Here is a 14,877-nt window from a genome sequence, read left to right as displayed (position 1 = left end):
CTGGCGGAGAGGTTTCAGAAACTGATTTGAGGCCAGCTTAGAAGCCGGCAAATTTTGCAAATTTGACCTTCGTCTGCCCTTAAAAGCCTCTCATGTGTGTCGTTGAAGGCTTAAGCGGGAGGCGCAAGAATCGGCCAAAGCAGGACAGCTGAGGTGATCAAAAACCCCAGGGTTGCAGAGGCAAAGGCGTCACGGTGGGGGTGCCACCAAGGATCCCTATTCTTCGCCATTTTGGCCTCCAATGTCTTGCTGCCAGCCGCCGCCCAAGGCGCGAAACACCGCGATCTGATCTCGCGAGACGGCGGCGTCCTGCTCGGCGAGTTCGGCGCTCGCTTCAGCCAGCGTGCGCTCCGCGTCCAGCGTGTCGAGGGAATTGACCAGGCCTTCTCGGTTCTGGGCGCGGACGATCCGCGCGGCGCGTTCCGCGGATGCTACTGCTGCCACCAAAATACGCCGCCGTTCCAGCGCACGGGCGTAATTCGACAAGGCTGTCTCCGCCTCCTGGAGCGCCACGAGCACGGTTCCGTCGAAGGCGGCGAGCGATCCGGCGGCATTCGCCTCGGCCGCATCGATCCGGGCGTAAACCGGCTCGCGATTGGGAAAAGCCCAATCGATCAGCGGGCCAAGCACGAAGCCCAGCGGCCCTCCGGCAAACAGATCTCCCAGCTTTGTCGTATCCGATCCGATAGTCCCACCCAGCGTGATGCGCGGATAAAGGTCTGCACGGGCAATCCCGATCCGCGCTCCGTCGGCCAGCGCGCGCTGTTCGGCTGCCCGAACATCCGGGCGGCGCGCGAGCATCTGCGTGCCGTCCCCCACCGGCAGCGGCGCGGCGATTTCGAGCGGAACCGTTCGTGCGCCGATATCCGCCGGCAGCTCCGCAGGCGCCCGGCCTGTCAGAGTGGCCAATGCGAACAGGGCAGCGCGGCGCTCTGCCTCGATCGCGGGAATGGTGGCCATACGCTGTTCCACCAGACTTTCGATCCGCGCCACTGCCAGGCCATCGGTATAGCCTGCATCATGCCGCAACCGGGTCAGGCGGAGGCTGTCTTCGAGCAGGTCGACGATCGAGCGCGCCACGCGCAACCGGGCTGCCGCGCTGGCGGCATCGGCATAGGCGCTCGTGGTATCCGCCACCACCATCACCCTCACCGCTTCGGCATCGGCGCTGGCGGCGGCAACATCGCCGCGCGCGGCCGCGATACCGCTGCTCACCCGGCCGAACAGGTCGACTTCATAGGCGATATCGGCGGCGATCGAGAACTGACCACCGTCGCGGTCCTGCCCCGGCAGGGTCTGCGCTTCGGGCGTGCGTCCATAGCCAGCCGATGCGTCTAGCCCCACTTGCGGCAGTCGGTCCGCCCGCGCCCCCCGCAGCGCGGCACGGGCACGGTCGATGCGGGCGACGGCCTGCTCGATATCGGTGTTTGCGGCGAGTGCATCGGCCACCAATCCATCCAGAACGGGGTCGTCATACAGACGCCACCAATCCTGCGGGAGGGGCGCGGCGGATACGCTATCTGCCTCGGCTGAGAGGAAGGGGCCGGTTTCCACATCGCGGATGGGAAGGGACGCGATGTGGTCCGGCCCCGCCGCGCAGCCCGCCAGGGCCAACGCGGAAACGGCAGGGAAGAGAAATGTGCGAAAATTCATGAGCAAGGCTCCTATTCGGCGGGCTGCATGGCGGGGCGCACATCTGAGCTGCCCCGGGGGCCGCGCAGCGATACGAGCCGGTCGCCCAGAGCGCGGCAAACGACATAGAAAGTGGGCGTGAAGATCAGGCCGAAGCCGGTCACGCCAAGCATGCCGAAGCACACCGCCGTGCCCAGCGCCTGGCGCAGTTCCGCGCCCGCGCCGGTCGCGATCACCAGCGGGACCGAGCCGAGGATGAAGGCGAAGCTGGTCATCAGGATCGGGCGCAGGCGCGTGCGTGCCGCCTCCACCGCCGCATCGATTGGCGAGAGCCCATGCAGCGCCTCGCCCTGCCGGGCGAACTCCACGATTAGGATCGCGTTCTTGGCCGACAGCGCGATCAGCACGACCAGCCCGATCTGGGTGAGGACGTTGTTGTCCATGCCCATCAGATTGACCCCGATCATCGCCGCCAGCAGACACATCGGCACGATCAGGATGATCGCCAGCGGCATGATCAGGCTTTCGTATTGCGCCGCCAGCACCAGGAAGACGAGCAGCACGGCCAGCCCGAAGACATAGATCGCGGTGTTGCCGGTGCTGGCCTGCTGGAAGGCGATGCCGGTCCATTCGGTCGAATAGCCCTGCGGCACGGTTTCCGCCGCGACCTTCTCCATCGTCACCAGCGACTGCCCGGTCGAGCTTGTCGGCGCGGTGTCGCCGTCGATCGCCACTGCGGGCGCGAGGTTGTAGCGGCTGACGCGGTACGGGCCAGTGGTGTCGGTCACGGTCGCAACCGATCCCAGCGGCACCATCGCCCCGTTGCCGGACCGGGCGTACAGGTTGCCGATATCGCTGACATCGTCGCGATAGCTCGCATCCGCCTGCGCGGTGACACGGTAGGTCCGCCCCAGAAGGTTAAAGTCGTTGATGAAGGCGCTGCCCAGATAGACCGACAGCGTGTCGAAGATGTCGCTCGGCGAAACGCCCAGCATCTGCGCCTTTTCGCGGTCGATATCGGTCTTCACGCGCGGCGTGCCGGTGTCGAAGAAGGTATAGACGCCGGCCAGCCCTTCCTGCTGATTGGCCTGCGCGATGACGGCATTGGCCACGTCCTGCATCTGGCGATAGCCCTGCCCGGAATCGTCCTTCAGCATCATGCGGAAGCCGCCGGCGGAACCGATCCCCTGAATGACGGGCGGCTTGACGATCATCAGGCGCGCCTCGTTGATATCGGCGGTCGCCGCCTGCGCCTTGGCGATCAGTTCGTCGATCGACTGGCCATTGCCCTCACGGTGATGGAAATCGTCGAGCACCCAATAGGCGGCGGCCGAGCTGGCGGACTGGGTCTGCGTCGTGCCGTCGAAGCCGGACAGCATCACCGTGCCCGTGATCCCCTCGATCGGCAGCACACGCTCGGCGACCTTCTTCATTACCGCATCGGTGCGGGTCGTCGACGATCCCGGGGGAAGCTGGATGACCGAGACGAAATAGCCCTGGTCCTGCTGCGGCACGAAGCCGGTGGGCGTCATCGCCAATGCGACCCCGGTGAGGCCGATCAGCACGCCATAGGCGAGCATCATGCGCCGGGGCATCGCCACCAGCCGCCCGGTCAGGCGCGCATAGCTGTCGCTGAAGCGCTCGAACCCGGCGTTGAACTTGTCGCCCGCCCTCTCGATCGCCTTGCGCCAGCGCGGCGCGTTTTCGGGCAGGTGCTCGTGCGGCCGCAGAAGCAGCGCGGACAGCGCGGGTGAAAGCGTGAGCGACACGAACAGCGAGATGATGGTGGCGGCGGAGATCGTCACCGCGAACTGCTTGTAGAACTCGCCCGACAGGCCGCCCATGAATAGCGTCGGCACGAACACCGCGCACAGCACCAGCACGATCGCGATCAGCGCGCTGCCGACCTCGTCCATCGATCGCCGCGCGGCTTCCAGCCGGCTGTAGCCCGCCTCCAGATTGCGCTCGACATTCTCGACCACCACGATCGCGTCGTCGACCACGATCCCGATCGCGAGGACCAGCCCGAACAGCGAGAGGTTGTTGAGCGAATAGCCCAGCATCGCGAGCACCGCGAAGGTGCCGACGAGCGAGATCGGGATGGCGAGCACCGGGATGATCGAGGCGCGCGCCTTCTGCAGGAAGACGATGATCACCAGCACCACCAGCACCACCGCTTCAAGCAGGGTGTGCAGCACCGCATCGATGCTCTCGGCGATGAATTCGGTCGGGTTGTAGACGATCCGGTATTCGAGGCCCTGCGGGAAATCGGCCGCCAGCTCGTCCATCGTCGCCTTGACGCCTTCCGCCGCGGCGAGCGCGTTGGAGCCGGGCTTCTGGAAAACCGGCAGGATCACCGAATCCGTGTCGTTGAGGTAGGCCGAGGTCGCGTAGTCCGCCGCGCCGATCTCGACCCGCGCCACGTCGCTGACGTGGATCTGGCGGCCCTGGTCGTCGGTGCGGATCACCACCTCGCCGAACTGGTCCGGGCTGGTGAAGCGCCCCTGCGTCTCGACATTGAGCTGGAAGGCGGAATCGGGGCTCGGCTGCTGGCCGAGCGTACCGGCGGCTACCTGCACGTTCTGCGCCCTCAGCGCACGCACGACATCGCTGCCCGTCAGGCCTAGCGCGGCGGCGCGGCCCGGATCGATCCACACGCGCATCGCCAGCTCGCGCTGGCCGAACATCTGGACGTCGCCGACGCCCTCAAGCCGCGCGATCCGGTCCTTGATCCGGGTCTGCGCGTAGTTCGAGATATATTCCCGGTCGAGCGAACCGTCGGGCGAGATCAGGTTGACCACCATCAGGAAGTCGGGCGTGGTTTTGCGGGTGACGATGCCGAGACGCTGGACCTCTTCGGGCAGCCGCGCCTCGGCAATCGCGACGCGGTTCTGGACCAGCACCTGCGCCTCGTCGAGATCGGTGCCCGGAGCGAAGGTGACGGTGATCGTCATCCGCCCGTCGCCGGTGGATTCGCTCGACTGGTAGAGCATCCCGTCGACGCCGTTTATCTCCTGCTCGATCGGATTGGCGACGGTATCGGCCACCGTTTCGGCCGAGGCGCCTGGATAGACCGCATTCACGGTTACCGTCGGCGGGACGATGTCGGGATACTGGCTGACCGGCAGGAAGAAGTAGGAAATTGCACCGACCAGCGTCACCAGCACCGCGAGGACGCAGGCGAAGATCGGCCGATCGATGAAGAAGCGGGAAATGTTCATGGACGCACTCCGGGCGTGAAATGGGGGCGTTGGAGGTGGGGCGGGACGCGGAACGCGCCGCGTCTAGCTGGCGAGGCTGGCCGAGGAGGCAGGGGTCGCCATGGGCGCTTCCCTCGCCTTGTCGCCCGCCGGGGCGGAGGCGACGATACGGCCATTCTGCGCAGTGACCTTCTGTCCTGGCATTGGCATCTGCGTACCCTTGATGATCACCCGGTCGTTTGGCTTGAGACCTTCCTCGATCACTCTGAGGCCGCCCACGAGCGGGCCCAGTTCAACCGGGCGGTTCGCCACAGTCCCGTCGTTCTGCACTACCAGGACCAGCTTGCGCGTCTGGTCGGTCACGATGGCCGTGTCGGGAACGAGCAGCGCCTGGTGCGTGCCGCCGGCAGCGAGGCGCATGCGGCCGAATAGTCCGGGCGCAAGAAAGCCCTCGCCGTTGCGAACCACGGCTCGCGCACGGATGGTACCCGACTGGCTGTCGAGGCCATTGTCGGTAAAATCGAGCGTGCCATGCCAGCGATAATCGGTCTCGTCCTGCAGACGGATTTCGACCGGTGTGCCCTTGTCGAGCCCTTCGCGGCGCGCCTTGAGGAACAGCGCCTCGGAGCCGGTGAATTCGAAATAGACCGGGTCGACCGCATTAATTGTCGTCAAGAGCGTGGCCGCGCTTCCGCCCCCGCCGGATACGAGATTGCCCGCATCGATACGGCGGTCGGAAATCCGCCCTGAAATCGGCGCCCGCACCGTGGTGAAGCCAACATCGAGAGCGCGTGCGGATACTCTTGCCTTGGCGGCGGCGAGGATTGCGGCATCGTTTCTGACCTGGGCCTGGAGGCGGTCGATCTCGGTCCCGGCAATCGCATCATCGGAAATCAGCCGCTGCGCGCGTGCCAGATTATCGCGCGACAGGGCCAGCGCACTGTCGGCGCGCGCGACTTCGGCTTTCGCTTCGGCGAGCGCAGCGCGGTAAGCGCGAGAATCGATGGTGAAGAGCGGCGCACCCTGCTGCACGAACTGGCCGTCGATAAAGTGAATACGCGTAATCTCGCCGGTAACCTGGGGGCGAACTTCGACGCTGCGACTGGCTTCGAACCGGCCAACGAACTCATCCCATTCGGTGATTTCCTTCTGCAGCGGATGCGCGGCTGTCACCGCTGGCGGACCCGCCGCGGCAGTGGCGACAGGCTCATCTCCCGTTAGCCACCACGCCCCGCCCAATCCGGCTACGATGAGGGCGAAGGCGAGCCAGCGCCGCTTGGGCCGTGGCCGCGCAACCGGGCTGTCTGATCGATCCTCATCGTCCTGCTCGGGTTCGTCCAGAATTTCAGAAATGTGCTGAGCGCGGCGCTCTTCGGCGGCTTCATCTGCGTGGCGATCGAACGGTGTGTCGAACATGGAGTATACCTGACCTTATCGAGACGAGCGCTATCGCCTCCAAAAGCACGGGCTTTGGGAGCAAAACGCTGTGAATTCGGATTAACCGGAGGCTTGCGGCAACCAGCCGCCGCGCAGCGAAGCATCGCCATGCGACTATCTGTACCGATAAGTATTTAATCTGGTGTTCAGGTCAAGCGAAATTTATGTACCGCTAGGTATTTTTATTCTCAGATCGAGAAAATCTCAGCGTGAGGGCCAGGAAAGAAGCGCCGATTCAGTTACTTGCAAAAGTTCGGCGCGACTGGCGCCCGACTGGGCCTGAACCGACATGCCCTGCATCAGAGCCAGTAGGTAGCGCGTGATTGCCGTGGCATCGGTGGGGACAACGAACTCGCCGGCATCGATGGCGCGCTGCATCCGGTCGACGATCAACTGTTTCGCCGATTCCGCGCGCGCATTGACGTCGTCACGGATCGAAGGCTCGATACTCTGGCAACCGACGGACGCAATCACGCCCATGCAGCCGCGGCATTCGCCGCCGGTGGCCACGTCCACGGCGCCGAGCAACAGCGTCTCGGCAACAGCACGCGCGGTGGGCGCCTCGACCGCTTCGCCGATATAGGCAAGCTTGTCCTTTTCGTAGAGATCGAGCGCCAAGCTGAAGAGGTTTTCCTTGTTACCGAACGCTGCATAGAGGCTCGGACGGGTAATCCCCATGGCTTCGGTCAGATCGCTCAGCGATGTGCCTTCATAACCCTTTTGCCAGAACAGACGCAGCGCCTGGCCAAGCGCCTCGTCAGTATCAAATTCGCGCGGGCGACCTCGTGTTGCAACCTTTTCCATACCTTAAGGTATAGATCTTCGGCGAGAAAGATTCAACGCTTCGGTTGCTGGTGGACGTGTGTCCCCATGTGAAAGAGCGCTGATGATTGACCGGAGAGAATGGACTCTAGTCCATATGCCGATTGTTCGGCTTACTCAGTCACGAACAAGCAACAGAACGTCTGCCCCCTCCCAATGTAAGGTCCGCGTACAAGGCTGATGGCGGGCTGAGCGAGGCTCGACTTAATCCGTCGAGAAAAAGTGGGTAAGACGCTGTCGGCCGCTACAACCACCATTATTCAACGCCTATTGAATATAAAATTACGATCGCTTATGTTGCATCGCACAAGGAAAGGTGAATGACTGAGCGACGCGGGCGTGGACGCCCCAACAATACGGATACGGATACCGGCAGCGCGATCGCTCGCGCGGCGACGGATCGGTTCGCCGCGCAGGGTTTCGACGCGACCTCCATGCGCGAGATTGCGGCGGATGCGGGGGTCGACGTGGCGCTCATCTCGTATCATTTCGGGGGCAAGCAAGGGTTGTGGAAGGCGATCGTCGCGCAGGCGGGGCGCGAACTGCGCGCGGCGCTGGAGGCGGTGCTGGCCGATGCCGAAGAGATGGATGCGCAGGCCCGGCTCGACCGGTCGGCGCGGGCCTTCCTCGCCCATCTTCTCCAGCGCCCCGAAGTCCCCCGGCTGCTGCTGCGCGATATCACGTTCGACAGCGACCGGTCGCAATGGCTGCTCGAGACGCTGTCGCTGCCGCTGCACCGCCACTTCAACGAGCTGGCGCAAGCAGCCGCACAGGACCGTGCCGATCCGCCCGCCTATCTCCAGTTCCGCGTGGCCAATTTCATCTACTGCGCCGCCAGCTCTGTCGTGCGGCGTGAGCGTCTCGGCAAGCTTGTCGACGGGATTGCCGGCGATGCGGAGTTTGCCGCCGCGCTCGAGGCCACGCTGGTCGAAGGGGCGCTGGCGCTATGAGCGAGCACCCTCACTTCGTCGACACCGTGGGCGGCTATCGCTTCAAGCCCCACGAGATGCCGATCCTCCCGGGTTCTCCCGCCAATCCCGATCATCCGCACGCGCGCCGCGCAATCTATTTTGCGATCGGGATCTTCATGGGGCTGCTCGGCGGCTCGCAGAACGGCTTCCTGCTTGCCAATGCGCCCGCGCTGCAGGCCGAATTCGCGCTCACCCCGGTCGAGGCGGGATGGCTGACCGTGGCCTTCTACTCGACCTATGCGACGATGAGCATGCTGCTGTTCCGCGTCCGGCAGGAATTCGGCATCCAGCCCTTCGTGCGCTGGGCCATGCTGAGCCTGGTCGCTGCCAATTTCGTGCAGATGGTCGGCCCCGGTTACTATCCGGAACTGGCCGCGCGAGCAGTCGCGGGGGTGACGGCCGCGGGGCTGTCGGCACTCGCCATCTATTACCTGATGCAGGGCCTGCCGTCCGCCGTCCGCGTGGCAGGGCTGGTGATATCGCTCGGCCTGTCGCAGATTGCCTTCCCGCTTACGCGCGCGCTGTCGCCGGCCCTGATGGTCGACGGGAACATCACCCATGTGTTCCAGTTCCAGTTCGCGCTGTCGCTGGTCGGGCTCGCGCTGGTCTACGCGCTGCGCCTGCCGCCGGGTATCCGCAAGCCGACTTTCGAGAAGCTCGACATCCCGAGCATCGCGCTGTTCGTGATCGGGGTTGGCGCGCTGTGCACCTTCCTGATCCAGGGCCGCATCCAGTGGTGGGATACGCCGTGGCTCGGCTATGCGCTGGTGGTCGCGATCCTCGGGCTGGGCGGATGCTTTCTGATCGAAGCCCATCGGCAAAGCCCCATGCTCGACCTCAGCTGGCTGTCGAGCCGGTCGATCCTGGCGCTGGCGCTGATCGGGGCAACCGTGCGCGTCCTCGTCTCCGAACAGGGCTTCGGCGCGAGCGGACTGTTCTCGGCCCTCGGTTACGGCAGCGAGCAGCTGACGAGCTATTTCTGGATCCTGACCGGCGCGACAATTGCCGGAGTGGCGCTATCGGTGGTGCGGCTCGACCCGCGCGATCTCACGCGTCCGGTGCTGTTCGCGATTCTGGTGATCGGCGTCGCCGCCTTTGCCGATACGCGCAGCGGCGTGCTCACCCGCCCGCAGGACATGTATTGGACGCAGGCCGCAATCGCCTTTGCCGCCGTGTTCGCGATGGGGCCGATCATGATGGAAGGCATGCTGCGCGCGCTGGCCGCGGGGCCAAGCTATGTCATCAGCTTCATCGCGGTCTTCTCGCTGTCGCAATCGGTCGGCGGCCTTGCCGGGATCGGGCTGCTGTCCGCCTTCCACACGGTGCGCCTGAAAGCGCATCTCATCGATGCAGGCAGCACGTTGACGATGGCCAACCAGCAGCTCGCGCAGACGGTCGGCAATGCCGCGCGCAGGGTCGCATCGCTCCAAGGCGATCCCGCGCTGCAACAGCAGACCGCGATGGCAAACGTCACGCGAGAGATTAGCCGCGAAGCTGCCGTGCTGGCCTTCAACGACGTGTTTTTCCTCATCGCCACGCTGTCGGCGGTGACCTTTGCCGCGCTGTTCGTGCCGTGGCTCATCAACAAGATTCGCGGGCGCAATCCGCTCGCCAAGGAACTGGCCTTCATGGAGGCCATGCGCGCAAGGACGAAACAATGACGCAAGCAACCCCGGCGCAGGCCGATCTCGAAACGGACGCCGAAACCACAGCCGCTCCTGAACGCACGACGGGGTGGTCGCCCGACCCCTCGCGCCGCCGCATCGCGGTTGCCGTGCTGCTGCTGCTGGTCGGCGTGCTCGCCGCGCTCTACGCCTGGGGTCTGCCGCCTTTCGCAGGCGGCGACCAGACCACCGACAATGCCTATGTCCGCGGCCGCACCACGGCGGTGAGCCCGCAGGTCGGCGGCTATCTGGTCGAGGTGCCCGTGGTGGATTTCCAAAGGGTTGAAAAGGGCGATCTGCTGGCGCGGATCGACGATGCGCCGTTCCGCGAGAAGGTCCGGCAGGGCGCGGCCAATTCGGCGGCGCAGCGGGCCACGCTCGCCAACAGCGCGCAGAGCCAGCGTTCGGCGCAGGCGCAGCTCAAATTGCAAGATGCCGCAGTCGCTTCCGCACGCGCCGCTCTGCAGAAGGCGCAGGCCGACATGAACCGCATTGCTGAACTGGTCGATGAAGGCTCGGTGTCGCTGCGCGAGCGCGACCAGGCGCGCGCGGCACTGCAACAGGCGCAGGCCGGCGTGCAGCAGGCGCAGGCGCAGCGGGCCATCGCGGCGGAGAACCTGCGTTCGGTCAGCGTCGGCCGGGGCGCGCTCGAAGCGCAGGTCGCCGGGGCCGAGGCGTCGAGCGGACTGGCCGAGTTCGAACTTGCGCGCACCGAAATCCGTGCCCCGCGCGCGGGTCGGCTCAGCGAAGTGGCCGCGCGCGTCGGCCAGCTGGTCAACGCTGGCACGCAGCTCATGTTCATCGTGCCTGACGATCTGTGGGTGGTCGCCAATTTCAAGGAAACGCAGACCGCCGACATGGCGGTCGGCCAGCGCGCCACGCTGGAGGTGGACGCCCTCGGCGGAGTGGAGTTGACGGGCCGCGTCCAGAGCATCGCGCCTGCCGCCAGCAGCGAATTCAGCCTGGTGAAGCCCGATACGGGTGCGGGCAATTTCGTGAAAGTGCCGCAGCGCATCGCGGTGCGCATCGTGCTCGACAAGGGGCAGGCCGCCGCAAAGCGCCTTGGCCCCGGCATGTCGGTGGTCGCCACCGTGCATACGGAGGACTGATGGTGATGCGCCGTTCTCTCGCTCTTATCGCCAGCTCCGCTTTCGCCCTGAGCGCCTGTGCGCCCACGTTGCAGGACGCCCCTCCCGAAGCGGCTGTGTCCGCACCGGCGCAGTGGCGCACCCGGCTCGATGTCACCGCCCCGGTCGAACGCGACTGGTGGAATGGCTTCGGCGATCCGCAGCTCTCGCGCCTCGTCGAACAGGCGCAGCGCAACAATGCCGACGTGCAGATCGCGGCTGCCCGCGTGGAAGAAGCGCGCGCGACCGAGCTCGGCTCGCGCGGATACCTGCTCCCGACCCTCGGCGCGGGCGCGGAAGGTGCCTACCGCCGCGAAGTCTCGCCCTTCGGCCAGCCGCGCACCGTCGCGGTCGCGCAGCCTACGTTCCGTGCGTCCTACGAGCTCGACCTGTTCGGCAAGAACGCTGCGCGCGTGGATGCCGCCGAGGCAGGCGTCGCGGCGAGCGCGGCGGCGCAGGAGGCAGCGCGCCTCTCGGTCACCGCGGCGACCGCCAGTGGCTACATCACCCTGCTGGCGCTCGATCGGCGGCTCGCCATTCTGGAGGAAACGCTCCAGGCGCGGCAGGAGGCGGTGAAGTTCGCCCGCGACCGGGCTGAAGTGGGCTATACCTCGCAGCTGCCGCTGCGTCAGGCGGAGGCCGAATATCAGGCCGCCGTGCAACTGGTCCCGCAGCTGAAGAGTCAGATCGCGCGGCAGGAGAACGCTCTGTCCGTGCTGACCGGTGAGCTGCCGGGCGCCATCCTGCGCGGCGGGACTCTGGCGGACCTGCGTCAGCCTGCCGCTCCTGCGACCCTCCCGTCGGAACTGCTCCGCCGCCGCCCCGATGTCGCCGCCGCGGAGTACCGCATCGTTGCGGCCGACGCGAAGATGCGCGTGGCCCGCGCGGATTTCATGCCCTCGATCGACCTAGGGGCATCGGCCGGACTGGCCTTGTCCGACCTGCTAGCCGACCCGATCGGCGTCTGGTCGCTGGGCGGCAGCATTCTCGCGCCGATCTTCCAGGGCGGGAAGCTGCGGGCGCAGCTCGACGGCGCCACGGCGCAGCGCGATCAGGCGGCATGGGCCTATCACTCGGCCGTGCTCGACGCGTTTCGGGAAGTGGAGGACCGCAAGGCGGTGCTGGCCAATCTGAAAGATCAGGAGGCCGCGCTGGTGGCGCAGCGGGAGGCGGTGGCCGATGCGCTGCGCCACGCGCGCAACCGCTATCGCGCCGGCTACACGCCCTATATCGAACAGGTCGACGCCCAGCGCGCCCTGCTGGGCGTGGAGCTGTCGCTGGTGCAGGCGAAAGCCGACGAACTGACGGCGCTGGTCGGACTTTACCAGGCAGTAGGCGGAGCCCCGAAGTGACGAGGGGCCCGCGGCCTAGCTGAAAATTGTCGCATTTAGAGGGGCGCACAAGCGCGCCCCCCTAAATATCCAGGTTCGCCACGTTCAGGGCGTTTGCCTGGATGAATTCGCGGCGGGGTTCGACCACGTCGCCCATCAGGCGGGTGAAGATTTCGTCCGTAATGTCGGCGTCTTCCACCTTGACCTGCAGCAGGGCGCGGTTTTCGGGGTCGAGCGTGGTTTCCCACAATTGCTCGGCATCCATTTCGCCCAGGCCCTTGAAGCGGCTGACCTTGAGGCCCTTGCGGCCTGCGGCCATCACCGCGTCGACCAGCTGGCTCGGGAGGATCAGCGTGTCGTCGCCCGCGGCGGGCGCGGTGTTCGCATTGTCCCCAGCGTCCTCACCGTCCTCGACATCGTCGCTGTCGACCTGGTCTTCGGCGTCTTCCTCGGTGCCGCGCACGAGGCGGACGGGCGAGGTGTAGACCTCGGCGTTTTCCTGCGCCACGCGGTGCAGCTTGCGCGCTTCGGCGCTGTCGACGAACTTGCCCTCGATCTCGTGCACGTCGGTCACCCCGCGCCACACGCGGTGGAAGCGGACATGACCGTCCTCGCCGATTTCGGCGGACCATTTCGCGTCGGGATCGTTCATCTGCAGGTGGCTCGCCGCCTTGGCGAGCGCGGCCGAACGGTCGGCGCTGTCGGGATCGAGCGCGCCTGCCACGGCCATCGCCTCGACGATGTCGGCCTTGTACTTGCGCGGCACGAAATTCATGTGGTTGCGCACGCGCAGCGCGTGCTGGACCAGCGCTTCGAGATCGCCCGAGGCACGCGGCCCGCCCGCGGTTTCGAGATAGCGGCCCTGCAGGCCCGCATCGATCAGATAGCGATCGAAGGCGGGCTGGTCCTTCAGGTAAACCTCGGACTTGCCGCGCGTCACCTTATAGAGCGGCGGCTGCGCGATATAGAGATGCCCGGCCTTGACGATTTCCGGCATCTGGCGGTGGAAGAAGGTCAGCAGCAGCGTGCGGATATGCGCCCCGTCGACGTCGGCGTCGGTCATGATCACGACCTTGTGATACCGAAGCTTGTCGAGGTTGAATTCATCGCGCAGCCCGGTGCCCATCGCCTGGATCAGCGTGCCGACTTCCTTGGACGAGATGATCCGGTCGAAGCGCGCGCGTTCGACGTTGAGGATCTTGCCCTTGAGCGGAAGGATCGCCTGATACTGGCTGTCGCGCCCGTTCTTGGCCGATCCGCCTGCCGAATCACCCTCGACCAGGAAGAGTTCGGCCTTGGTCGCATCGCGCTCGCGGCAGTCGGACAGCTTGCCCGGCAGGCTGGCGACGCTCATCGCGCCCTTGCGGCTCATCTCGCGGGCGCGGCGTGCGGCTTCGCGGGCGGCGGCGGCGTCGATCACCTTCTGGATGATCTGCTTGGCGTCGTTGGGATTTTCTTCCAGCCATTCGCCCATCTTTTCGCCCATGAGCGATTCCAGCGGCTGGCGCACTTCGGAAGAAACCAGCTTGTCCTTGGTCTGCGATCCGAACTTGGGATCGGGCAGCTTGACCGACACGATGGCGGTCAGGCCTTCGCGCATGTCCTCGCCCGACAGCGACACCTTTTCCTTCTTCATCAGCCCCGAAGAGGTGGCGTAATTGTTGAGCGTGCGCGTCAGCGCCGCGCGGAAGGCGGCCAGATGGGTGCCGCCGTCACGCTGCGGGATGTTGTTGGTGAAGCACAGCACGTTCTCGTAATAGGAATCGTTCCATTCCAGCGCGACATCGATGCCGATGCCTTCCTTTTCCGCGCTGACCGAGATCGGTTCATTGACCAGCGGCTGCTTGTTGCGATCGAGATATTTGACGAAGGCCGCGATGCCGCCTTCATAGAACAGGTCATGCTCCAGCGGTTCCTCGTGGCGCTTGTCACGCAGCAGGATGTGCACGCCCGAATTGAGGAAGGCCAGCTCGCGGTAGCGGTGCTCCAGCTTGTCGAAATCGAACTCGGTCACGTTCTTGAAGGTGTCTTCCGATGCCTTGAAGGTGACGCGCGTGCCCTTCTTCAGCCCGTCCTCGTCGCCGTTGGAGGCAACCGGCGGGGCATCGCCCACGACGCGTAAGGATTCCACCGCATCGCCGTGCTCGAAGCGCATCCAATGTTCCTTGCCGTCGCGCCAGATGGTGAGTTCGAGCCATTCGGACAGCGCGTTGACCACCGAAACGCCCACGCCGTGCAGGCCGCCCGATACCTTGTAGGCATTGTCGTCGCTGGTGTTCTCGAACTTGCCGCCCGCATGGAGCTGGGTCATGATGACCTCGGCCGCCGAGACGCCTTCTTCCTTGTGCATGTCCACGGGAATGCCGCGGCCATTGTCTTCCACGCTGACGGAGCCATCGGAATTGAGTTCGATCAGGACGAGGTCGCAGTGCCCGGCCAGGGCTTCGTCGATGGCATTGTCCGAAACCTCGAACACCATGTGGTGGAGGCCCGATCCGTCATCGGTATCGCCGATATACATGCCGGGGCGCTTGCGAACCGCGTCGAGGCCCTTGAGGACCTTGATGGAATCGGAATCGTAGGCGTTCTTTTTACGGGCGGTTTCGCCGCTCTCGGGAATGTTCTCGTCCATGACCATCATATAGGCGCGAGGGGGCAAAAAACCAAAGATTTCGGCCCTGTTTTACCCACAG

Annotated in this window: 9 protein-coding genes; 4 read left to right on the top strand and 5 right to left on the bottom strand. The window is 65.4% G+C overall.

Annotation, left to right across the window (positions count from 1 at the left end; genetic code table 11):
• Positions 1–216 precede the first annotated feature (216 nt).
• The 4 genes from ACI2I1_RS05610 to ACI2I1_RS05595 form a co-directional block, all read right to left on the bottom strand.
• A complete protein-coding gene (locus ACI2I1_RS05610; protein WP_404678257.1) occupies positions 217–1,653 on the bottom strand; it encodes an efflux transporter outer membrane subunit in 1,437 nt (478 codons plus the stop codon).
• A gap of 11 nt (positions 1,654–1,664) precedes the next feature.
• The gene (locus tag ACI2I1_RS05605; RefSeq protein WP_404678256.1) at positions 1,665–4,853 is read right to left on the bottom strand and encodes an efflux RND transporter permease subunit; all 3,189 of its coding nucleotides are present in this window, start codon (positions 4,851–4,853) and stop codon (positions 1,665–1,667) included.
• Positions 4,854–4,916: 63 nt separating this feature from the next.
• Positions 4,917–6,248: an efflux RND transporter periplasmic adaptor subunit gene (locus tag ACI2I1_RS05600; protein ID WP_404678255.1), complete on the bottom strand. Its 1,332-nt coding sequence runs from the start codon at positions 6,246–6,248 to the stop codon at positions 4,917–4,919.
• Between the two features lie 225 nt (positions 6,249–6,473).
• A complete protein-coding gene (locus tag ACI2I1_RS05595; protein ID WP_404678254.1) occupies positions 6,474–7,073 on the bottom strand; it encodes a TetR/AcrR family transcriptional regulator in 600 nt (199 codons plus the stop codon).
• Between the two features lie 338 nt (positions 7,074–7,411).
• On the opposite strand from ACI2I1_RS05595, the gene ACI2I1_RS05590 reads away from it, so the two are divergent.
• Genes ACI2I1_RS05590 through ACI2I1_RS05575 form a run of 4 tightly spaced genes read left to right on the top strand, consistent with a single transcriptional unit; the run spans position 7,412 to position 12,205 of the window.
• Complete coding sequence (locus ACI2I1_RS05590; RefSeq protein ID WP_404678253.1) at positions 7,412–8,041, top strand: TetR family transcriptional regulator; 630 nt, start codon at positions 7,412–7,414, stop codon at positions 8,039–8,041.
• Complete coding sequence (locus ACI2I1_RS05585; RefSeq protein ID WP_404678252.1) at positions 8,038–9,723, top strand: MFS transporter; 1,686 nt, start codon at positions 8,038–8,040, stop codon at positions 9,721–9,723. Before ACI2I1_RS05590 ends, ACI2I1_RS05585 begins: the two co-directional genes overlap by 4 nt.
• Positions 9,720–10,835 (top strand): HlyD family secretion protein, encoded by a 1,116-nt coding sequence (locus ACI2I1_RS05580; RefSeq protein WP_404678251.1) that lies wholly within the window; start codon positions 9,720–9,722, stop codon positions 10,833–10,835. Before ACI2I1_RS05585 ends, ACI2I1_RS05580 begins: the two co-directional genes overlap by 4 nt.
• 5 nt (positions 10,836–10,840) lie before the next feature.
• Positions 10,841–12,205, top strand: a complete 1,365-nt coding sequence (locus ACI2I1_RS05575; RefSeq protein WP_404678250.1) for an efflux transporter outer membrane subunit — start codon at positions 10,841–10,843, stop codon at positions 12,203–12,205.
• Between the two features lie 61 nt (positions 12,206–12,266).
• On the opposite strand, the gene gyrB is transcribed toward ACI2I1_RS05575, so the two are convergent.
• A complete protein-coding gene (gene gyrB, locus ACI2I1_RS05570) occupies positions 12,267–14,816 on the bottom strand; it encodes a DNA topoisomerase (ATP-hydrolyzing) subunit B (RefSeq protein WP_404678249.1) in 2,550 nt (849 codons plus the stop codon).
• Positions 14,817–14,877 lie beyond the last annotated feature (61 nt).

This window comes from Qipengyuania sp. NPDC077563 (assembly GCF_044901345.1).
GTDB classification, from domain to species: domain Bacteria; phylum Pseudomonadota; class Alphaproteobacteria; order Sphingomonadales; family Sphingomonadaceae; genus Qipengyuania; species Qipengyuania aestuarii.
This window is presented reverse-complemented; position numbering and strand designations above follow the sequence as displayed.